The following is a 20,697-nucleotide window of genomic DNA, read 5'->3' as shown; positions in this document are numbered from 1 at the left end:
AATAATTACCTATTTTGCATAGATAAAATATAGAGAAATGACGTTTGATTTAGAATACAATTCGAAAAGATCCAAATTAATCATCCCAGAATATGGGAGGCATATACAAAAGCTAGTGAATCATTGTATCGCTTTAGAAGATAAAGAAGAACGAAATACAATGGCTAAAGCTATTATTGATGTAATGGGTAATTTACAACCTCACTTACGCGATGTGCCTGATTTTAAGCATAAACTTTGGGATCAGTTACATATAATGGCAGATTTTCAGTTAGATGTTGATTCTCCTTACGAAACACCTTCAAAGGAAGAGTTACAAGAATCTCCTGAGCGATTGCCATATCCAAAATCAGCATCAAAGTATCGTTTTTATGGTACAAATATTCAAACCATGATTGATGTTGCTTTAACATGGGAAGAGGGAGATATGAAAGAAGCTTTGGTATTCACCATTGCTAATCATATGAAAAAATGCTATTTAAACTGGAACAAAGACACAGTTGAAGACAGTGTTATTTTCGATCATTTATATGAGTTGTCTGAAGGAAAAATAGATATTCGAGACATTGATGAGGACTTAACAGATAGCAAAAGCCTGTTAAGAAAACGTAGCGGACAAGGACAGCACAAATCAAAAGGAAAAACAAATACTAAATACAGAAAAAAGTAAATGGCATCATTTAAAATAGAAGGAGGTCACAAATTAAAAGGAACAATAACACCACAAGGAGCAAAAAATGAAGCATTACAGGTAATATGTGCGGTGTTGTTAACGTCAGAAAAAGTAATTATAAACAATGTTCCTGATATTATTGATGTTAATAAACTGATTTTTATTTTAGGAGAATTAGGAGTTAAAATAGAAAAATTATCTAAAAACTCATATAGTTTTCAAGCAGACGATATCAATTTAAAATATCTAGAGTCACCAGAATTTAAAAGAGATGGAAGCTCTTTAAGAGGGTCTATTATGATTGTTGGTCCGTTATTGGCTCGTTTTGGAAAAGGATATATTCCTCGACCAGGAGGCGATAAAATAGGACGTCGTCGTCTAGATACTCACTTTGAAGGATTCATCAATTTAGGAGCAAAATTCCGATATAATCGTGAAGAATATTTCTACGGTGTAGAAACAGAAACAGGATTAGTAGGAGCAGAGATGTTGCTAGATGAAGCTTCGGTAACTGGTACAGCAAATATTATTATGGCTGCAGTATTAGCCAAAGGAACCACAACAATATATAACGCAGCTTGTGAGCCTTACATTCAGCAATTATCAAAAATGCTGAACTCAATGGGAGCAAAAATTACTGGAGTAGGATCTAATTTACTCACTATTGAAGGAGTGGAAACTCTAAAAGGCTGTGAACATACTATATTGCCAGATATGATTGAGATTGGTAGTTGGATAGGTATGGCTGCTATGACACGTTCGGAATTGACAATTAAGGATGTAAGTTGGGATGATTTAGGACAAATTCCTAATGTATTTAGAAAACTTGGAATTCAATTAGAAAGAAAGGGAGACGATATTTACATACCAGAGCAAGAAAGCTACGAAATTCAAAGTTATATTGACGGGTCAGTATTAACTGTAGCAGATGCACCATGGCCTGGGTTTACACCAGATTTATTGAGTATTGTATTGGTAGTTGCCACACAAGCAAAAGGAACCGTACTAATTCATCAAAAAATGTTTGAGAGTCGTTTGTTCTTTGTAGATAAGCTAATTGATATGGGAGCAAAAGTAATATTGTGTGATCCACATAGAGCTACAGTAATAGGTCATGACTTTAAATCACAGTTAAAGGCAACAAAAATGACCTCTCCAGATATCCGTGCAGGTATCTCATTACTAATAGCAGCACTTTCAGCAAAAGGGACAAGTATTATTAATAATATTGAACAGATAGATAGAGGTTACGAAGATATCGAAGCACGTTTAAAATCTATCGGAGCAAAGATTGAACGAATTGATAGCTAGTAAAAAAGTAACAAGAAATAAATATAAATCCCAAATCAATTAACTTGGGATTTTTTTATGACGAAAAAAATTAAAGCACAGTGTAATTAAAAGAAACTTGTTTCGACTAAGCCGCTTTAACTTAAATGAATCATTATGAAAAAAAGAATAACACTTGTTATTTTACTATTACAAACAATAATTTTTGTAGCTCAAGAGAAAGACTTTACGTCTTCAATAGAAAAAGCGCATCATAAAAAAGCTTTTATGAATCAAAAGTATTTAAAGTATGATATAGACATAACTTTTGGTGGAAAAAATCGCTTAACAGGAACAATAACACAAGAACCAGGTGGAGGTAAAATAAAGATAGAGAAAAATAATGGAGAAATAATACTTTTTGACGGAAAAGAAGTGTATTCAGTTGGAATAAAAGAGAAAGATTTAGCAGCAGCAAGGTTTGATATTTTTACATGGTCTTATTTTTTAGGGTTACCTTATAAACTAAACGACGATGGAACTATTTGGTCTAATTTTGAAGAAAATAAATGGGGAACTAAAAACTTTGATACAGGTAAACTAACCTTTGCTTCTGGAACAGGTGATGCACCAGACGACTGGTATGTAATTTATAAAAATCCTAGTACAAACTTTTTAGAAGGAGCGGCGTATATTGTTACTTTTGGTAAAGGAAAGGAAAAAGCAGAAAAAGAACCGCATGCTATTAAGTATAACAATATCGAATTAGTTAATTCAATTCCTTTTGCAACTAATTGGACTTTTCATATGTGGTCATTAAAAAACGGATATGGAGAAGAGATAGGAGAGGTTAAGTTATCAAACATAAAGTTTATTGAAGAAGCAGAATTTGTTATACCTACAAAGGCTAAATTAGTTAAACCTTTATAAAGTTATAAACTTATAATGAAGTAAAAAGCTGTTATTTTTAAAATAACAGCTTTTTTATTTCTCTACATTTCTTCATTACAAGTGTACTCTTGTGTACAAGCAAAATATTGATGACAATAAATAGGACCTGTAACGCTTCCTGAGCAGTCACATCCACATTTATTAAGATCAATAGCAGCACCACCTGTTAAGTTCTTTTGTTGGTTCTTTGAAAGAACGGTAACTCCTGAAATGTTTAAAAAATTCTGTTTCATAATGAGGAACTTTTTTATGTTATAAATTAATTAATAAAAATTTCTTAAATATATAGTTTTGAAATCTTTGAACAAAAGATAAATGTGTTTTTTTACACCTTATACCGTGAGTTTCTTTGAGAAGTTATGCTACAATGTCATTATGACACATTTCTTTTATTGGCAGTATTATTGTTAATCAAAAAGTGTTAAATACATGAAACGATTTACAATGAGTAAAGATCAATATACAAAAGAAGACGAAATTAACGACGCTATTAAAAATGGCGACTTAGGAGAGAATCAAGAAGAAACTCAAGAAAATAAAGAGGTTGAAGCTAAAGAAGAGCCAACGGCAGAAGAATTAATTCAAGCAGAGAAAGATAAATATTTGCGTTTATTTGCAGAGTTTGAAAACTATAAAAAACGTACTTCAAAAGAACGTATTGAACTTTTTAAAACTGCAAGTCAAGAATTAATGACAGCTTTACTGCCAATTATGGATGATTTTGATAGAGGTTTGGCAGAAATTAAAAAAACAGAAGACTCTGAGTTATTAAAAGGTATGGAACTTATTAATAATAAGTTTAAAAACACCTTAACTCAAAAAGGGTTAACTGAAATAGAAGTAAAACCAGGAGATGATTTTGATGCAGAAGTTCATGATGCAATAACACAAATACCAGCACCTTCAGATGAATTAAAAGGAAAAATTATAGATTGTGTGGAGAAAGGATATAAGCTAGGAGATAAAATTATTCGTCACCCTAAAGTAGTAATGGGGCAAGCGTAAAACAATCATCATTAATACAACTATTGGTCACTAACGATACTTACTAATAGTTGAACATTGAAAGTTATGGCAAAACAAGATTATTACGAAATATTAGGATTATCAAAATCAGCATCAAAAGCTGAAATTAAAAAGGCATATCGTAAGATGGCTATTAAATACCATCCAGATAAAAACCCTGATGATAAAGAAGCTGAAGAAAAATTCAAACTAGCCGCAGAAGCTTATGAGGTGTTAAGTGACGATAACAAAAAAGCTCGTTACGATCAGTACGGTCATGCTGCTTTTGAAGGAGGTCATGGAGGCTTCGGTGGTGGAGGTATGAATATGGATGATATATTTAGCCAATTTGGAGATATTTTCGGAGGAGCATTCGGAGGAGGTTTCGGTGGTTTTGGTGGTGGAGGTCACCGTCAAGCACGAGTTAAAGGTAGTAACTTACGTATCCGTGTAAAGTTAACACTAGAAGAAATTGCCAAAGGTGTAGAAAAGAAGGTAAAAGTTCGTAGAAAAGTTCAAGCAGACGGAGTAACCTATAAAACATGTTCAACATGTAATGGTAGCGGACAACAAATGCGTGTTACCAATACTATTTTAGGCAGAATGCAAACAGCTACTACTTGTAGTACCTGTCATGGAGCAGGAGAGATGCTAGATAAAAAACCAAGTGGAGCAGATGCCCAAGGAATGGTAGTAAAAGAAGAAACCGTTTCTATCAATATTCCAGAGGGTGTTACAGAAGGTGTACAATTAAAAGTAGGAGGTAAAGGAAATGAAGCTCCAGGTAAAAACTCAATTCCAGGAGATTTATTAGTATTAATTGAAGAAGTACCACACGAAAATTTAAAGCGTGAAGGTAGTAATATTCACTACGATTTATATATTAATTTTTCAGAAGCAGTTTTAGGAGTATCAAAAGAAATAGAAACTGTTACAGGAAAAGTAAAGATTAAGATAGAACCAGGAACGCAATCAGGTAAGATTTTACGTTTAAAAGGAAAAGGATTACCAAGTATTGAGCGTTATGGTAATGGAGATTTCTTAATTCATATAAATGTATGGACTCCGCAAGAACTAACGAAAGATCAACGTAAGTTTTTTGAGGAAATGCAAGAAGATGAGAACTTTAGCCCAAACCCTCAGAAATCAGACAAATCTTTCTTTGAAAAGGTTAAAGACATGTTTTCTTAAAAAAATCATAAAAAAGATAATTTTTTTAAATAAAATTTTTTTTAAACGAAAAACAGTTATATATTTGCAGTGTCTAGGAGACGTTCTAGACACTTTTTCTTTTTCATAGCAATTTTCCCACTCAATTCTTTTGAGTGGGTTTTTTTATGAATAGAGGTGTGAACTTTTATTTGATTATAACAATATAATAGCAGACCTATCTTATCGACTTGTAGAAAATATAAGTAGGAAAGTCTGGACACCATAGAGTAGCATAGCGGATAACATCCGTCCGGTGTAAACCGAGGACAAGTGCAACAGAAAGAATGTACAGGTAATGCTGTAGTGAAACCAGGTAAACTCTATGCGGTGCAATGCCATGTACATTAGAGCTTGAGCGCTACTCGCGCGATTCTAAGGGGTAGGCAGATTGATTCTGAGAGTAATTTCAGAACTAGATAAATGATAAGAACCTTATTTTTTAAGGGACAGAATCCAGCTTATGGGTCTGCTTTTTTTCTTATTTAGAATCATTATAGCATTTTTTTTAATACACTTAAAAATAGTGAATTATCAATTTGATAATTATTGCGTGTTTTTACACTTGTTTTTTTGATATATTTTTAAAAATAGGTCTTTCTAATTAAATTAATTTGCTTTTTTGACTGTTTTGTTGTTTATTTTTAAAATTGAGGTTAAAATATTACTTTTGCTAAGCAAAAATTAACAGGATAAAGCTGTAAAAGAACGGTTTTAATACGTAATAACTTTTACTATTTCCTTCTAAATATTTAAAAACAAAACTTTTTATGAACACATACTCAGATTACCTAAAGGAGATTGAAGTAAGAAAAGGTCAAGGTCTTCACCCTAAACCTATCGATGGAAGTGAATTGTTAACTGAAATCATCTCACAAATTAAAGATGTAAACAATCCTCACAGAAAAGACTCTCTTAATTTCTTTATCTATAATGTTTTACCGGGTACAACAAGTGCTGCAGGCGTAAAAGCAAACTTTTTAAAAGAAATTATTCTAGGTGAATCTGTAGTAGAAGAGATAACTCCTGCTTTTGCTTTTGAACAATTAGGACACATGAAAGGTGGTCCATCTGTTGAAGTGTTATTAGATTTAGCACTTGGAAATAATGCTGATATTGCCGTTGAAGCAGCGAAAGTATTAAAAACTCAAGTTTTCTTATATGAAGCAGATACAGAAAGATTAGAAAAAGCATATAAAGATGGCAATGTAATAGCTAAAGAATTAATAGAAAGCTATGCTAAGGCAGAATTCTTTACTAAGTTACCAGAAGTAGAAGAAGAAATAAAAGTAGTAACTTTTGTTGCAGGTGTAGGTGATATTTCTACCGATTTATTATCTCCTGGAGCAGACGCTCACTCTAGATCTGATCGTGAGTTACACGGACAATCTATTTTTGAGCATGATAAAGAAATGCAACAGCAATTATTAGCATTAAAAGAACAACACCCAGATAAGCGTGTAATGTTAATTGCTGAGAAAGGAACTATGGGAGTTGGATCTTCTCGTATGTCTGGAGTAAATAATGTGGCATTATGGACAGGTGTTCCTTCTTCTCCATACGTACCATTTATCAATATTGCGCCAGTAATTGCCGGTACTAATGGTATAGCACCTATTTTCTTAACCACAGTTGGAGTAACCGGAGGAATTGGAATCGATTTAAAAAACTGGGTAAAACAAAAAGATGAAAACGGTAATACAGTTGTAGATAAAGATGGAGAACCAATTTTAAAAGAGATGTATTCTGTTAAAACTGGAACTGTTTTAACAATCAATACAAAAGAGAAAAAATTATATAACGGAGATCAAGAGTTAAAAGATATTTCTACTGCTTTAACTCCTCAAAAGATGGAGTTTATTAAGGCTGGAGGATCTTATGCTGTAGTTTTCGGTAAAAAATTACAAACTTTTGCCTGTAAAGCTTTAGGTATTGATATACCTCAAGTATATGCAGCATCAAAAGAAATCTCTATTGAAAACCAAGGTTTAACAGCTGTTGAGAAAATTTTCAATAAAAATGCTGTTGGAACTACACCAGGTAAGACATTACATGCAGGTTCTAACGTTCGTGTAGAAGTAAACATTGTAGGGTCTCAAGATACTACAGGTTTAATGACGTCTCAAGAATTAGAGATGATGGCAGCTACGGTAATTTCACCAATTGTAGATGCTGGTTACCAATCGGGGTGTCACACAGCTTCTGTTTGGGATGATAAGTCAAAAGCTAATATTCCTCGTTTAATGAAATTTATGAACGACTTCGGTTTAATTACTGGGCGTGATCCAAAAGGTCAATATCATGCAATGACAGATGTAATTCATAAAGTATTAAATGATATTACTGTTGATGATTGGGATATTATTATTGGTGGAGATTCTCACACTCGTATGTCTAAAGGAGTTGCTTTTGGTGCCGATTCAGGTACAGTAGCATTGGCTTTAGCAACAGGAGAGGCAACTATGCCAATTCCAGAGTCAGTTAAAGTAACCTTCAAAGGAAATATGAGAAGCTTCATGGATTTCCGTGACGTGGTACACGCTACGCAACAACAAATGTTAAAGCAATTTGATGGTGAAAACGTATTCCAAGGGCGTGTTATTGAGGTACACATTGGTACCTTAACTTCAGATCAAGCCTTTACATTTACAGACTGGACTGCTGAGATGAAGGCAAAAGCTTCTATCTGTATTTCAGAAGAAGAAACGTTAATTGAATCTTTAGAAATTGCAAGAGATCGTATCCAAATCATGATTGATAAAGGTATGGATAACGAAAAGCAAATGTTACAAGGTTTAGTTGATAAAGCCAATAACAGAATTCAAGAGCTTAAAACTGGTACAAAACCAGCTTTAAAACCAGATGCTGATGCGAATTATTACGCAGAAGTAGTTATTGATTTAGATGAAATTGCTGAACCAATGATTGCAGACCCTGATGTAAATAATGAAGATGTTTCTAAACGTTACACACATGATACTATTCGTCCATTATCTTTTTATGGAGGAACTAAAAAAGTAGATTTAGGTTTCGTAGGATCTTGTATGGTACACAAAGGAGATATGAAAATTTTAGCTCAAATGTTAAAAAATATTGAATCTCAACAAGGAGAAGTAAAATTTAACGCTCCGTTAGTAGTAGCACCTCCAACCTATAACATTGTTGATGAATTAAAAGCAGAGGGCGATTGGGAAGTGTTACAGAAGTACTCAGGTTTTGAATTTGATGATAATGCTCCAAAAGGCTTAGCACGTACAAAGTATGAAAACATGCTATATTTAGAGCGCCCAGGTTGTAACTTATGTATGGGTAACCAAGAAAAAGCAGAACCAGGAGATACGGTAATGGCAACATCTACACGTTTATTCCAAGGAAGAGTTGTAAAAGATTCAGGAGAGAAAAAAGGAGAATCACTATTATCTTCAACACCAGTTGTTGTTTTGTCTACTATCTTAGGAAGAACTCCAACTATGGAAGAGTACGAAAAAGCAGTTGATGGTATTGTTTTAACTAAGTTTAAGCCATCTCAAAAGCAGTTAGTAGTATAATTTATTTATTAAATAAAGTAACTAAAAGCTCAAGTATAATACTTGAGCTTTTTTTATACTGTTAACTACATATAAAATTAGAAAATCTATTATAGATAATAACTATTTAAACTCATTATAATTATATAGTAGCTTCATTTCTATACTATTTTTTTTTGGTAAATTCGTAGGATAACAAAAATTAATAAATATGGCTTTTGATATAGAAATGATAAAAGAGGTATACAGTAAAGTAGTAGAACGAGTAGATACTGCAAGAAAAATTACTGGAAAACCCTTAACATTAGCAGAGAAAATTTTATACACACATCTTTGGGATGGAACACCAACGAAAGCTTTCGAAAGAGGAAAGGATTATGTTGATTTTGCTCCAGATCGTATCGCTTGTCAAGATGCAACAGCACAAATGGCATTGTTACAGTTTATGCAAGCAGGAAAAGATAAAGTAGCTGTACCAACAACGGTGCATTGCGATCATTTAATTCAGGCAAAAGTAGGTGCTTCAACAGATTTGCAAACAGCATTAAATAATTCAAACGAAGTTTTTAATTTCTTAGAGTCAGTTTCTAATAAATATGGAATTGGTTTTTGGAAGCCAGGAGCGGGTATTATTCACCAAGTAGTCTTGGAAAACTATGCTTTTCCGGGAGGAATGATGATTGGTACAGATTCTCATACGGTAAATGCAGGAGGTTTAGGAATGGTAGCTATTGGTGTTGGAGGTGCAGATGCTGTAGATGTTATGGCAGGAATGCCTTGGGAATTAAAGTTTCCTAAGTTGATAGGTGTGAAGTTAACAGGTAAATTATCTGGATGGACAGCACCAAAAGATGTTATTTTAAAAGTTGCAGAAATTTTAACAGTTAAAGGAGGAACAGGTGCTATTGTAGAGTATTTTGGACCTGGTGCAACAGCAATGTCGTGTACAGGAAAAGGAACTATTTGTAATATGGGGGCAGAAATTGGAGCAACAACCTCTACTTTTGGTTACGATGAATCTATGGAGCGTTATTTACGAGCAACAGATAGAAGTGATGTAGCAGATGCAGCAAATGAAATAAAAGAATACTTAACGGCAGATGCTGAAGTATATGCAAACCCTGAACAATATTTTGACCAGGTAATTGAAATTAATTTATCAGAATTAGGCCCATTATTAAACGGACCTTTTACGCCAGATTTATCTACTCCAGTAGGAAAGGAAATGACAGAGAAAGCTCAAGCAAACGATTGGCCATTGCAGGTAGAATGGGGATTGATAGGTTCTTGTACAAACTCTTCTTATGAAGATCTATCGCGTGCGGCTTCTATTGCACAACAAGCAATAGATAAAGGATTGAAAACAAAAGCAGAGTTTGGTATAAACCCAGGGTCTGAGCAAGTACGTTATACTGCTGAAAGAGATGGTATCTTACAAGTTTTTGAAAACTTAGATGCAAAAATATTTACTAACGCGTGCGGACCATGTATTGGTCAGTGGGGACGTTATGAAGACCCGAAGAATGCTCCTAAAAATTCAATAGTACACTCATTTAATAGAAACTTTGCAAAGCGCGCCGATGGTAATCCAAATACACATGCCTTTGTTGCTTCTCCAGAATTAACCGCAGCCATTGCTATTGCAGGACGCTTAGATTTTAATCCGTTGAAAGATAAACTAATCAACGAGAATGGAGAAGAGGTAATGTTAGATGAACCTACAGGTTGGGAATTACCACCAAAAGGATTTGAAGTTGACGATAATGGATATTTAGCTCCAGAAGAAGATGGTAGTGATGTTGAAGTTGTAGTAGATCCAAATTCTGAACGATTAGAATTGTTAACTCCATTTACACCAATTGGAGATGAAATAAAAGGAGCTAAATTATTAATTAAAGCTCACGGTAAATGTACTACAGATCATATTTCTATGGCAGGACCATGGTTACGTTATCGTGGTCATTTAGATAACATTTCTAATAACTGTTTAATAGGGGCTGTAAATGCCTTTAATAAGCAAACTAACTTTGTAAAAAGTCAGTTAACAGGTGAATATGATGCAGTACCAAAAACACAAAGAGCGTACAAAGCGAAAGGAATTCCAACTATAGTTGTAGGTGATCATAATTATGGAGAAGGATCTTCTCGTGAGCATGCAGCTATGGAGCCTCGTCATTTAGGTGTAGTAGCAGTTTTAGTAAAGTCTTTTGCCCGTATTCATGAAACAAATCTAAAAAAACAAGGAATGTTAGGGTTAACATTTGACAATGAAAATGACTATGATTTAATTCAAGAAGATGATACTTTCAACTTTTTAGATTTAAACGAGTTTGCTCCAGACAAACCATTAACAATAGAAGTTGTTCATGCAGACGGTTCAAAAGATATTATTATTACAAACCATACATATAATAAAGGGCAAATAGAGTGGTTTAAAGAAGGTTCAGCTTTAAACTTAATAAAAAAGCAAAACGCTTAAAAGGCTACTCGCAAAATAAAGGTAAAAAAAGCTCTGGAAAACTCCAGAGCTTTTTTTGTAATGTATTTTTAGCTTTTTCGACTTAAAATTTAAAAGTAAAAACTATGAGTGCACTTTGGTATTTTGAAGATGTTAACTTATTTAAAATATTATGCCCACATAAATATCCTGCCTATAAAGAAACACATACTTTAAGTCTTTATAAAAAGAAAGACTATATCTATTTTGAAGAAGATGTCGCAAATAAAATTTATTTAATAGATAAAGGAAAGGTTAAACTAGGTTATTATACAGAAGAAGGAGAAGAAGTAATTAAGGCTATTTTAACCAAAGGAGAAATATTTGGAGAAAAAGCTATTTTGGGTATTGAAAAACGAAATGAATTTGCTCAATCTATAGATAATACAACAGAAATTTGTCCAGTGTCACGAGAAACTATGTATTCTTTGATGAGAGATAATATACCTGTAAGTTTTAAGATTTATAAATTTATTGGTTTGAGAATAAAAAAGTTAGAAAGAAGGCTTCAGTTATTATTCTTTAAAGACACACGTACTCGCTTATTAGAGTTTTTTAAAGAGTTGTGTGAAGAATATGGACATGAATGTGAAAAAACTGGAGATCAAGTAATAGAACACCCATATACACAAAAAGATATAGCAACACTTATAGGTACTTCAAGGCCAACTTTAAACACCTTAATGAACGAGTTAAAAGAAGAAAAAATTATTAATTTTAATAGAAAGGAGATACGACTACTTAAAAAAGTAGCGTAAGTGTAAGCTAGCTAACATTTTATTAGAAAAACTGCAAGTAACTTTGTTTTTGTATAAACTCAAAATTACAAAAACAATGAAAAAAATACTTTTAACAATAGCAGCAGTAAGTGCGTTAACTTTTGTTGCCTGTAATGATGATGACGATAATACACCAAAAACATCAAACTTAAGTTTAAATGTTAATGGTCTAGAGAATTTAGGAACTGATTATGTGTATGAAGGTTGGATAATTGTAGGAGGAGCTCCTGTATCAACAGGAACTTTTAATGTAAATGATTCAGGAGAATTGTCTGAAAGCTCTTTTGTAGTTGATTCTGACATGCTATCAGCAGCAACTACATTTGTTTTAACCATTGAACCAGCAAACGACCCAGATCCAGCACCAGCAAATACTAAAGTGCTAGCAGGAGATTTTTCAGGAAATTCAGCAGGAATATCATCTACAGGAATTGTAGGAGACTTTTCAACTTCAACAGGTAAATACATTTTAGCTACCCCAACTGATGGAATGATGAATAATGAAAGAAGTGGTATTTGGTTTTTAGACTTAATAGGAGGGAGTCCTGCAACAGGACTTTCTTTACCAACTTTACCTGAGGGCTGGAAATATGAAGGTTGGGTAGTTATTAATGGTACGCCAATTAGTACAGGAACTTTTACAGATGTAGCAATGGCAGATGATAATGCAACAACAACACCATTTAAAGGTAATGAAAATAATGGACCAGGATACCCGGGAGAAGATTTTATACAAAATGCTCCAGATGGATTTATTTTTCCAACAGATTTAAGAGGAACAACAGCTGTTATTTCTGTTGAACCCTATCCAGATAACAGTCCAGCTCCATTTACATTAAAACCTTTAGCACATGGAGTACCAGCAGATGCAGAAGATCATGTAACATTTGATATGGAAGCAGGGCCTGTTAGAGAAATTAGCGGAACTGTAACACGATAGAATAATTTGTGTAATTTACATATGTAAGAGTAATCAATTATCTTTGATTACTCTTTTTTATATATAAAACTATTTATGACAGATTTTTTTAAGAATATATCTCAAAAACCATTGCATGTAATTAATGCCAACATACCTTTTAATGAGTACATTCCAATCTCAATAGCTGCATCTAACAAAGAGTTAACTTTTGACGTTTCTTCATCAAAAGAATGGGAAGCATATTTAGAAAACTATTTTTTTAAACATAAAAAAACAGTTGCTTTTGGAGGATATTTAGAAGTAAGAGATATTTATAATAGAAGTGAACATTTTAATAAATTATCAGAAGAAAATCAACGAAATATTCATTTGGGAATTGATTTGTGGTGTGATGCAGGTACAGATATTTTAGCAGTATTAGATGGAGAAATTCATAGTTTTAAAAACAATGTAAACTATGGAGATTATGGACCAACAATTATAATCAAACATTCAATAGAAGGAAATGAATTTTATTCATTGTATGGTCATTTATCCTTAGAATCTTTAGAAGATATATCAGTTGGTAAAAAAGTTAAACAAGGAGAGAAAATTGGAACTTTAGGAGATAGTTCTGTAAATGGAGATTATGCTCCGCATTTACACTTTCAGTTAATAATAGATATTGAAGATTATTATGGAGATTATCCAGGAGTGTCTTCAAAAAAGACGTTGGATTTTTACAAGCAAAATTGCCCTAATCCTAATTTATTATTAAAATTGCCCCATGAAACCCTCATAGAGGGATGATGCAAAACAATATAATCGCCCTAAGTAAAGAAAATGAATAAAAGTTAGGGTTAGTTAATTATTAAAATTTGAATTTTTGAAATATAGACAACTTACAAAGGAGCAGTTTGAAGGATTACACGAAGAGTTCGCACGTTTTTTAGCATCACAAAACATTGATAAAAAAGAATGGGATGAATTAAAAAAAGAGAAACCACATGTGGCAGAAGATGAAATGAATGTATTTAGCGATGTTGTTTGGGATGATGTATTAACCAAAACAGAGTACTTAGAACATTTTTCTCCAAATTTAGTAAACCTATTTAAATGCGAAGAAAAAGAAATGCATCGCATTGTGATAAAAATTGATAAAGAGGTTAATGTTTTAGAGCAAGAAGGATTTGAATGGCTATTAAAAAATCCAAATGATGAAGCAATTGAGTTTTTAAGAGGCTCAAAAGCATATCAAGAAGAAAGAAATGCTGAAATTTTTGACTTAATTGAGAAAGGAAGTACTATTTCTAAAGGAGAACTGTACGAGTATTTTGATCGATTAACATCAAATTCATAAAGCCTTATTAAGTATTGTAATTAACTTATCAGTACCAGAACTAGCAACGTCTTCAATAATAGTTAAGTTATTGAAGGCGTTTTTATTTACAGCAGGTTTAGGATCTATAAAATAAATTGGTGTGTTATGCTGTACATAATTAACCAAACTAGCAGCAGGATATACTTGCATAGAAGTCCCTATAATTACTAAAATATCAGCTTGTAAAGTAATTTCAGCAGATTTTTCCAATAATGGAACATCTTCACCAAACCAAACAATATGTGGGCGTAATTGAGCTTCTTCTTCACAAACATCTCCTAAAGCAATATCCTTTTTCCAAGGATATACTAAGTTTTCATTTTGGGTACTACGTACTTTTAATAGTTCACCGTGTAAGTGAATCACATTAGAACTACCTGCCCGTTCGTGTAAATCATCTACGTTTTGCGTAATAATATCAACTTCAAAATTATTTTCTAAAGAAACTAGATTATGATGTGCTTTATTAGGAGAAACTTCTAAAAGTTGCCTTCTACGCTGGTTATAAAAATCTAACACTAACTCAGGGTTAGCACGAAACCCTTCAGGTGAAGCCACCTCATAAATATCATGTCCTTCCCATAAACCATCAGCATCCCTGAAAGTTTTAATACCGCTTTCAGCACTAATACCAGCACCTGTTAATACAACCAATCGTTTTTTCATAAATATAAATTTTGTTGCAAGTTTAAGAAAATAAATACTGGGCTATCGCTCTGCGCTTAAAAATAGGAAAAATTACTATGTTTGTTGTATGATTGATGAAGGATTATTAGCCTATTTAGAAGGCTACATTACTGAGAAAAGAAAAGAAACCTTTTATAAGGTTTTAAATGAACGCACACGTCATTTCACGGTAGTGTTAGAAGATATTTACCAACCACATAATGCCAGTGCGGTGGTGAGAAGTTGCGATATTTTTGGAGTACAAGATGTGTATGCAATTGAAAATAAGTTTACGAACAAGGTTTCAAGACATGTAGCAAAAGGAAGCCAGAAATGGTTAGATATTCATCGGTATAAAGAAGATGGAGACAATACCAAAGCTTGTTTAGAAGATTTACGAGCAAAAGGATACCAAATTATAGGAACCACTCCACATACTGATTCTTGCATTTTACCTGATTTTGATGTGACAAAAAAGTCGGCATTTGTTTTTGGAGCTGAAAAAGATGGGATTTCAGATTATATCAAACAAGAAGCGGATGGTTTTTTAAAAATACCAATGGTAGGTTTTACTGAGAGTTTAAATATATCGGTAGCAGCAGCTATTACTTTACAAGATGTAACTACACGTTTGAAAAGAACAGATATACATTGGCAACTTTCAGAAGAAGAAAAGAAAGTATTGTACTTTAAATGGATAAAAAATACGATTAAAAATCCAGAGAAACTGATAGAGTACTATTATAAAGACCTTGATAATTTGCTAACAAATACTTTGTAAAAGTTTAAAAGAAGCAAACTTTAAAACCTTGGAGATACATTTAAATTTGAAGTAGTTCCTATTTTCGGAGATGCTAACAGACCTAGTAGACCAACTAAATTCCGTGTCCAAATATCTCAAAAGGGAACACCTGTTAAAATACCAGAAAAATATAAATTAATCGATAACCCATTTTAGATATGAATCTGATTAAAGAAGATTATAAAATTATAGTAGAGTACCTTAAAAATAAATTTGTTAATAAAAATTGGGATACTATTGTCTGTAAAGTGGCATTTTATACAGGAAGTTACGGCCCTTCAGTTAAATATTATCATAATGAACAAGAGTTTATTTTTGTTGAAGATATTTTTGAGTTCGGTCCTGTTTTAGATGAAGTTTTCGATGACTATTTAAAAGAAAACAAAAAAAGGGATTTTAATGATGTATTTATAAGAATTACTAAAGATGATTTTTCTGTTGAATATAGAATGAATGAAGAGAGGATAAAAGAAGAATTACAAAGTTCTGCACAAATATTCTCAAATTATGTTTATGAGGACATGCGTACGCAGATTTATGATTATGAAATAGCCAATAATTTACGTACACCCATATATGATGAAGAAGGAGCGGTTTGTGACCATGAAAAATCTTGGGATAGTGGTTTGTTTACTTTTATAATAAATATAGAAGCCAAAGAAGTATATTATAAAATAGAGCTATCATTACAAGGAGAAAAACGTATTCTTCCATTAGAGCTACAAGAGTATTTTATTGAAGCAATCTTAACACATTATGCATTAACACATGGCGAGTTAAAAGAATATTGGAAGCCATGGAATAAGATTATTGTAACCGCTCCTGAATTGGTTATTCCTTTGGGTAAAGAACAAGAGTATATAGAGTATTCTTTAGAATCACAAGAAGCTTTAAAAAAGATGCAAACAACCTATAAAAATAATGGTTGGAATATTACTAAAATACAAAATAGTAACACTAATAGCATTTGGTCTAAACTAAAAAATACATGGTCTTAAACCAACAATATTGTAGGGATAATTCGTTCACATATAAGAGCAAAATAGTAAGAAAAGAGAGGTATAGTAATTTAAGTAAATTAAAAAAAAATATAGATAAATTAATAGAGTACTATTATAAAGAACTTACTTAGAAGTCAATATTTTACATACTAATTCTTTGGTTAACGGTTGTCCGTTAGCCATTTTTTTGATGTTTTCAAAAGTAAACACAAAGCCACAACCATTTTTATACTCAGAACATCCGTAAGCAGATTTTCCTTTTAAAACAGTTCCTTTATTACATTTAGGGCAGGTTATTTTTTCACTGTCATTACGAGGAGTTTGTGACGAAGTAATCTCTTCTTTTGTAGTAATTCCTTTTTTTGGTTCAAATTTTAAATTGAAGTTACCATCAAAACGAACCAAACCTTCAACTTTTTCACCTTTTTGTTTGAAGCCTTTTAAATTGGTTGTACATCCTTTATCAAGTAAACGAATTAGTTGGTTTTCGGATATTTTTTTGTCCATAAATTCAAAAGCCAGTGTAAAATCACAACCATTTTTATAAGCAGAACAGCCATAAGCAGCACTTCCTTTTAATAATTGACCTTTTTTACATTTTGGACATTCTTTACCAACAACGGTTTTCTTTTTAGAAGCTGTTTTTTTTGGCGGTTGTTTTGTTTTTTGAGCTTCGTAAGAAATTCGTTTGGTTTTAGAACTCGAACGAACTTCATAGACCAAATCGTCTACCATTTTTTTCATTTGATTGATAAACGTAGCAGCATGGTATTCACCACGTTCAATTTCTTTCAAACGTTTTTCCCATAGTCCTGTTAATTCAGCAGATTTTAAAAGTTCATTGTCAATTAAATCAATTAAATCAATACCAGTTTGGGTAGGAATAATTAACTTTTTTTGGCGTTCAATATATTTTCTTCTAAATAACGTTTCAATAATACTCGCACGTGTGGATGGTCGTCCAATACCATTTTCTTTCATCAATTCACGCATTTCATCATCATCTACTTGCTTCCCAGCAGTTTCCATGGCACGTAACAAGCTCGCTTCGGTATAATTACGAGGTGGTTTGGTTTCTTTTTCTAAAAAAGAAGGTTCGTGCGGACCTTTTTCTCCTTTTTCAAAAGTTGGAAGCACATCTTTCTCTTCTGTTTTTTTAGAATCGTTTCCATATTCAAAAACAGCTCGCCAACCTTTGGTAAGTATTTCTTTTCCTGAAGTTCTAAAAGGCACTTTATCAGCTTCACCTTTAACTTCGGTTTTTGAAATATCGCTATCAGGATAAAACACGGCAATAAATCGTTTTACAATAATATCATATACCTGTTGTTGGTTGTATTGCAGATTGATTTCTACTCCTGTAGGAATAATAGCATGGTGATCGGTAACTTTCTTATCGTTAAAAACTTTACTTGATTTACGTATTTTTTTTCCTAATAAAGGTTGTGTTAACGAAGCATATTGTTTTAGTCCTTTTAAAATATTTGGAACCTTAGGATAAATATCATTCGGTAAAAAAGTAGTATCCACTCTAGGGTATGTAACTACTTTCATTTCGTATAATTTCTGAACAATTTTTAAGGTTTCATCTGCTGAAAACCCAAATTTGTTGTTGCAGTATACCTGTAAACCTGTTAAGTCAAAAAGTTTAGGTGCGTATTCTTTTCCTTTTTTCTTAGTAACCGAGGTTATTTCAAAATCACTTTCTTTTACCTTGTCGGCAAAAGCTTGTCCGTCTTCTTTCTTTAAAAAGCGACCTTCTTCACAACTAAATAAAGTTTCACGGTATTGCGTTTGTAGCTCCCAATAAGGTTCAGGTTTAAAGTTTTGAATTTCTTTATAACGATCTACCAACATAGCTAGGGTAGGAGTTTGTACCCTACCAATAGATAACACTTGTTTGTAACCGCCAAATTTTACAGTGTACAAACGAGTAGCATTTAAACCTAATAGCCAATCACCAATAGCACGAGAAAATCCCGCGTAATATAAATTATTATAATCGTCGTTGTCTTTTAGGTTTTCAAATCCTTCTTTAATTGCTTCTTCCGTTAGAGAAGAAATCCATAACCGTTGAATTTTACCTTTGTAATTTGCTTGATTGATAACCCATCGCTGAATAAGTTCTCCTTCTTGTCCAGCATCCCCGCAGTTGATAACCACATCGGCTTTTTCAAATAAAGACTTAACAATTTTGAACTGTTTCTGAATACCACTATCATTAGTAACTTTCGTTTCAAAACGCTCAGGAAGCATCGGTAGGTTATTTAAATCCCAGCTTTTCCAGTGCGGTTTGTAGTCTTTAGGCTCTAAAAGTGTGCATAAATGACCAAATGTATACGTAACTGCATAGCCGTTCCCTTCGAAATATCCATCTCGTTTGGTACTGGCTCCTAAGATATTAGCAATCTCACGGGCTACACTAGGTTTTTCGGCGATACAAACTTTCATGAAAGTAATTTAGAGGGTCGAAATTACTAAATTATTTATGAATGTAGAATCTTACTTTTTATAATACTTAATATTTAAAATAGTTGGTATATTTAAAAAATAAAAAAATCGTTTTTAGCTATTTTTAAAAACAAAAATAAAAAAGAATGAAAACAATAGAACTTATAAAACCTAATACATTTAATAACGAGAACCATTGGTATCCTAAGGTGCTGAATGCCACAATTCATCCAATGGTAAACTTTTTTTTAAATCTTGATAAGGAACGAATTATTGCTAGGTATTGTCACTTACATCCAAAAGTAAATGCAGATAAACTTAGAGAAATTTTATCGTATGAATGTAAGTACTTTTTATGGGGAGGAGCAGATTTGATTAATTCAACATCAGCAGATGGAGATAAAAATATGGTTATTATAGAGAATAATTCATGCCCATCAGGTCAAAAATCAATGCCTTTGTTAGATGATAATAAAGAAGACGGAGTATATCGCTTGTTAATTGAAAGAACGTTTAAGCCTATCTTAGAGAAAAAGCGAAAACTTGTTAAAGATGGTAGGTTAGCGGTACTTTATGATAAAAATTATATGGAAACATCAGGTTATGCAGCCGTTATAGCTGATGTTTTTAAAGAAGATGTTTTTCTTGTACCTTATTATTCAAATAAAGATAACGATCATATAAAAATAGAAAATGAAATCTTTTATCTAAAACAAGAAGAAGAATGGATTCCGTTACGAGGTATTTTTAGATATGTAACTCAAAAGCCTTGGAATAGATTTCCAATTAATAGTAAAACAAAGATTTTAAACCCTATTATTACTTGTTTGGCTGGAGGAAGAAATAAAATGGTAGCTGCCAAAGCATATGATATTTACAACACGGAATTAGAAGAATATGGAATGAAAATAAATATCCCAGATACTATTTGGGATGTTAGCAAGAATGAAATTCCGTTGTGGGTAAAGAAAATGGGAGGACAAGCAGTTATAAAAATACCTTATAGTAATGCAGGACAAGGAGTTTTTACGATTGTTAACGAACAAGAACTAGAAGAGTTTATGAAGTTAGAAATCGAATATGAACGTTTTATTGTACAAAGTTTAATAGGTAACTATAATTGGAGTTCAGTAAGCACAAAAGGCAAATATTATCATGTTGGTACAATGCCAAATGCTAAAGGAGAAACGTTTGTGTCAGACATTCGTATGATGATTAGTAGTACAAAAGATGGAATAAAACCATTGTGTATGTACTCGAGAAGAGCATTACTACCGTTGGAAAACGACTTAGAAAGTAGTAAAGATTCTTGGCAAATGTTAGGAACAAACTTATCGGTTAAGTTAGGAGAAAATGAATGGACGTCAGACACTAATCGTTTGTTAATTATGGACAGAAGAGATTATAATAAACTAGGTTTAGGTATAGACGATTTAATAGAAACTTTTATACAAACTGTACTTTCTACCATTGCTATCGACAAAATGTGTATTAGTTTAATAAACTCGAATAAAAAGTTTAAAAAGAAACTATTTACTTCATTAAACAACGATAGTACGCTGTTAAACGAATTATATTAAAAGTA

17 protein-coding genes and 1 other RNA gene are annotated in these 20,697 nt (G+C 32.5%); 15 read left to right on the top strand and 3 right to left on the bottom strand.

The window, feature by feature from the left end; genetic code table 11:
- The first annotated feature begins 37 nt into the window (after window positions 1–37).
- The 3 genes from ABMY20_RS06500 to ABMY20_RS06490 all read left to right on the top strand — a co-directional run bounded on the left by ABMY20_RS06500 (window position 38) and on the right by ABMY20_RS06490 (window position 2,872).
- Entirely contained in the window at window positions 38–670 is a 633-nt protein-coding gene (locus ABMY20_RS06500) for a DUF4290 domain-containing protein (RefSeq protein WP_073183666.1), read from the top strand.
- Entirely contained in the window at window positions 671–1,984 is a 1,314-nt protein-coding gene (murA, locus tag ABMY20_RS06495) for a UDP-N-acetylglucosamine 1-carboxyvinyltransferase (protein ID WP_047789037.1), read from the top strand.
- 135 nt (window positions 1,985–2,119) lie between these two features.
- Entirely contained in the window at window positions 2,120–2,872 is a 753-nt protein-coding gene (locus ABMY20_RS06490) for a DUF6503 family protein (protein WP_349264898.1), read from the top strand.
- Window positions 2,873–2,934: 62 nt separating this feature from the next.
- Here the strand turns inward: ABMY20_RS06490 and ABMY20_RS06485 are convergent, their stop codons facing one another.
- Complete coding sequence (locus ABMY20_RS06485; protein ID WP_239179435.1) at window positions 2,935–3,126, bottom strand: hypothetical protein; 192 nt, start codon at window positions 3,124–3,126, stop codon at window positions 2,935–2,937.
- Between the two features lie 196 nt (window positions 3,127–3,322).
- On the opposite strand from ABMY20_RS06485, the gene ABMY20_RS06480 reads away from it, so the two are divergent.
- The 9 genes from ABMY20_RS06480 (at window position 3,323) to ABMY20_RS06440 (ending at window position 14,171) form a co-directional block, all read left to right on the top strand.
- Window positions 3,323–3,898 (top strand): nucleotide exchange factor GrpE, encoded by a 576-nt coding sequence (locus ABMY20_RS06480; RefSeq protein ID WP_231128407.1) that lies wholly within the window; start codon window positions 3,323–3,325, stop codon window positions 3,896–3,898.
- 66 nt (window positions 3,899–3,964) lie between these two features.
- A complete protein-coding gene (gene dnaJ, locus ABMY20_RS06475) occupies window positions 3,965–5,089 on the top strand; it encodes a molecular chaperone DnaJ (protein ID WP_073183511.1) in 1,125 nt (374 codons plus the stop codon).
- Window positions 5,090–5,276: 187 nt separating this feature from the next.
- Window positions 5,277–5,587, top strand: an RNA gene (gene rnpB, locus ABMY20_RS06470) — RNase P RNA component class A.
- Between the two features lie 290 nt (window positions 5,588–5,877).
- On the top strand, window positions 5,878–8,655 hold the full coding sequence (locus tag ABMY20_RS06465; RefSeq protein ID WP_047790588.1) for a bifunctional aconitate hydratase 2/2-methylisocitrate dehydratase: 2,778 nt from the start codon (window positions 5,878–5,880) through the stop codon (window positions 8,653–8,655).
- A 190-nt stretch (window positions 8,656–8,845) separates the two neighbouring features.
- Entirely contained in the window at window positions 8,846–11,113 is a 2,268-nt protein-coding gene (locus tag ABMY20_RS06460) for an aconitate hydratase (protein WP_047790589.1), read from the top strand.
- 104 nt (window positions 11,114–11,217) lie between these two features.
- Entirely contained in the window at window positions 11,218–11,889 is a 672-nt protein-coding gene (locus ABMY20_RS06455) for a Crp/Fnr family transcriptional regulator (protein WP_349264897.1), read from the top strand.
- A gap of 76 nt (window positions 11,890–11,965) precedes the next feature.
- On the top strand, window positions 11,966–12,850 hold the full coding sequence (locus tag ABMY20_RS06450; RefSeq protein ID WP_349264896.1) for an anti-sigma factor: 885 nt from the start codon (window positions 11,966–11,968) through the stop codon (window positions 12,848–12,850).
- A gap of 75 nt (window positions 12,851–12,925) precedes the next feature.
- The gene (locus tag ABMY20_RS06445; RefSeq protein ID WP_349264895.1) at window positions 12,926–13,621 is read left to right on the top strand and encodes a peptidoglycan DD-metalloendopeptidase family protein; all 696 of its coding nucleotides are present in this window, start codon (window positions 12,926–12,928) and stop codon (window positions 13,619–13,621) included.
- A 76-nt stretch (window positions 13,622–13,697) separates the two neighbouring features.
- Complete coding sequence (locus ABMY20_RS06440) at window positions 13,698–14,171, top strand: DUF6495 family protein (protein ID WP_073183503.1); 474 nt, start codon at window positions 13,698–13,700, stop codon at window positions 14,169–14,171.
- Here ABMY20_RS06440 and ABMY20_RS06435 read toward each other — a convergent pair.
- Window positions 14,166–14,858, bottom strand: a complete 693-nt coding sequence (locus tag ABMY20_RS06435; protein WP_349264894.1) for an NAD-dependent deacylase — start codon at window positions 14,856–14,858, stop codon at window positions 14,166–14,168. The genes ABMY20_RS06440 and ABMY20_RS06435 overlap by 6 nt on opposite strands.
- Window positions 14,859–14,946: 88 nt before the next feature.
- Here ABMY20_RS06435 and ABMY20_RS06430 point away from each other — a divergent pair, with 88 nt between their 5' ends.
- Window positions 14,947–15,639, top strand: a complete 693-nt coding sequence (locus tag ABMY20_RS06430) for an RNA methyltransferase (RefSeq protein ID WP_349264893.1) — start codon at window positions 14,947–14,949, stop codon at window positions 15,637–15,639.
- A gap of 179 nt (window positions 15,640–15,818) precedes the next feature.
- Window positions 15,819–16,658 (top strand): hypothetical protein, encoded by an 840-nt coding sequence (locus ABMY20_RS06425; protein ID WP_349264892.1) that lies wholly within the window; start codon window positions 15,819–15,821, stop codon window positions 16,656–16,658.
- A 126-nt stretch (window positions 16,659–16,784) separates the two neighbouring features.
- On the opposite strand, the gene ABMY20_RS06420 is transcribed toward ABMY20_RS06425, so the two are convergent.
- Window positions 16,785–19,112, bottom strand: coding sequence for a DNA topoisomerase 3 (locus ABMY20_RS06420; protein WP_349264891.1), 2,328 nt, complete (start codon window positions 19,110–19,112; stop codon window positions 16,785–16,787).
- Between the two features lie 146 nt (window positions 19,113–19,258).
- On the opposite strand from ABMY20_RS06420, the gene ABMY20_RS06415 reads away from it, so the two are divergent.
- On the top strand, window positions 19,259–20,692 hold the full coding sequence (locus ABMY20_RS06415) for a hypothetical protein (RefSeq protein ID WP_349264890.1): 1,434 nt from the start codon (window positions 19,259–19,261) through the stop codon (window positions 20,690–20,692).
- The last annotated feature ends 5 nt before the right edge of the window (window positions 20,693–20,697 follow it).

Source organism: Tenacibaculum sp. SSH1-16 (genome assembly GCF_040104435.1).
Taxonomy (GTDB): Bacteria; Bacteroidota; Bacteroidia; order Flavobacteriales; family Flavobacteriaceae; genus Polaribacter; species Polaribacter mesophilus.
Note: the sequence above shows the minus strand (reverse complement) of the source record. Positions and strands in the feature narration are given on the sequence as shown.

What these genes read in the sequence shown, in the direction of transcription:
- ABMY20_RS06480 (WP_231128407.1), top strand. Translation starts at nt 3,323, where the DNA reads ATGAAACGATTTACAATGAGTAAAGATCAATATACAAAAGAAGACGAA.
- ABMY20_RS06435 (WP_349264894.1), bottom strand. Translation starts at nt 14,858, where the DNA reads ATGAAAAAACGATTGGTTGTATTAACAGGTGCTGGTATTAGTGCTGAA.
- ABMY20_RS06445 (WP_349264895.1), top strand. Translation starts at nt 12,926, where the DNA reads ATGACAGATTTTTTTAAGAATATATCTCAAAAACCATTGCATGTAATT.
- ABMY20_RS06490 (WP_349264898.1), top strand. Translation starts at nt 2,120, where the DNA reads ATGAAAAAAAGAATAACACTTGTTATTTTACTATTACAAACAATAATT.
- ABMY20_RS06415 (WP_349264890.1), top strand. Translation starts at nt 19,259, where the DNA reads ATGAAAACAATAGAACTTATAAAACCTAATACATTTAATAACGAGAAC.
- murA (WP_047789037.1), top strand. Translation starts at nt 671, where the DNA reads ATGGCATCATTTAAAATAGAAGGAGGTCACAAATTAAAAGGAACAATA.
- ABMY20_RS06500 (WP_073183666.1), top strand. Translation starts at nt 38, where the DNA reads ATGACGTTTGATTTAGAATACAATTCGAAAAGATCCAAATTAATCATC.
- ABMY20_RS06460 (WP_047790589.1), top strand. Translation starts at nt 8,846, where the DNA reads ATGGCTTTTGATATAGAAATGATAAAAGAGGTATACAGTAAAGTAGTA.
- dnaJ (WP_073183511.1), top strand. Translation starts at nt 3,965, where the DNA reads ATGGCAAAACAAGATTATTACGAAATATTAGGATTATCAAAATCAGCA.
- ABMY20_RS06485 (WP_239179435.1), bottom strand. Translation starts at nt 3,126, where the DNA reads ATGAAACAGAATTTTTTAAACATTTCAGGAGTTACCGTTCTTTCAAAG.
- ABMY20_RS06450 (WP_349264896.1), top strand. Translation starts at nt 11,966, where the DNA reads ATGAAAAAAATACTTTTAACAATAGCAGCAGTAAGTGCGTTAACTTTT.
- ABMY20_RS06465 (WP_047790588.1), top strand. Translation starts at nt 5,878, where the DNA reads ATGAACACATACTCAGATTACCTAAAGGAGATTGAAGTAAGAAAAGGT.
- ABMY20_RS06425 (WP_349264892.1), top strand. Translation starts at nt 15,819, where the DNA reads ATGAATCTGATTAAAGAAGATTATAAAATTATAGTAGAGTACCTTAAA.
- ABMY20_RS06420 (WP_349264891.1), bottom strand. Translation starts at nt 19,112, where the DNA reads ATGAAAGTTTGTATCGCCGAAAAACCTAGTGTAGCCCGTGAGATTGCT.
- ABMY20_RS06430 (WP_349264893.1), top strand. Translation starts at nt 14,947, where the DNA reads ATGATTGATGAAGGATTATTAGCCTATTTAGAAGGCTACATTACTGAG.
- ABMY20_RS06455 (WP_349264897.1), top strand. Translation starts at nt 11,218, where the DNA reads ATGAGTGCACTTTGGTATTTTGAAGATGTTAACTTATTTAAAATATTA.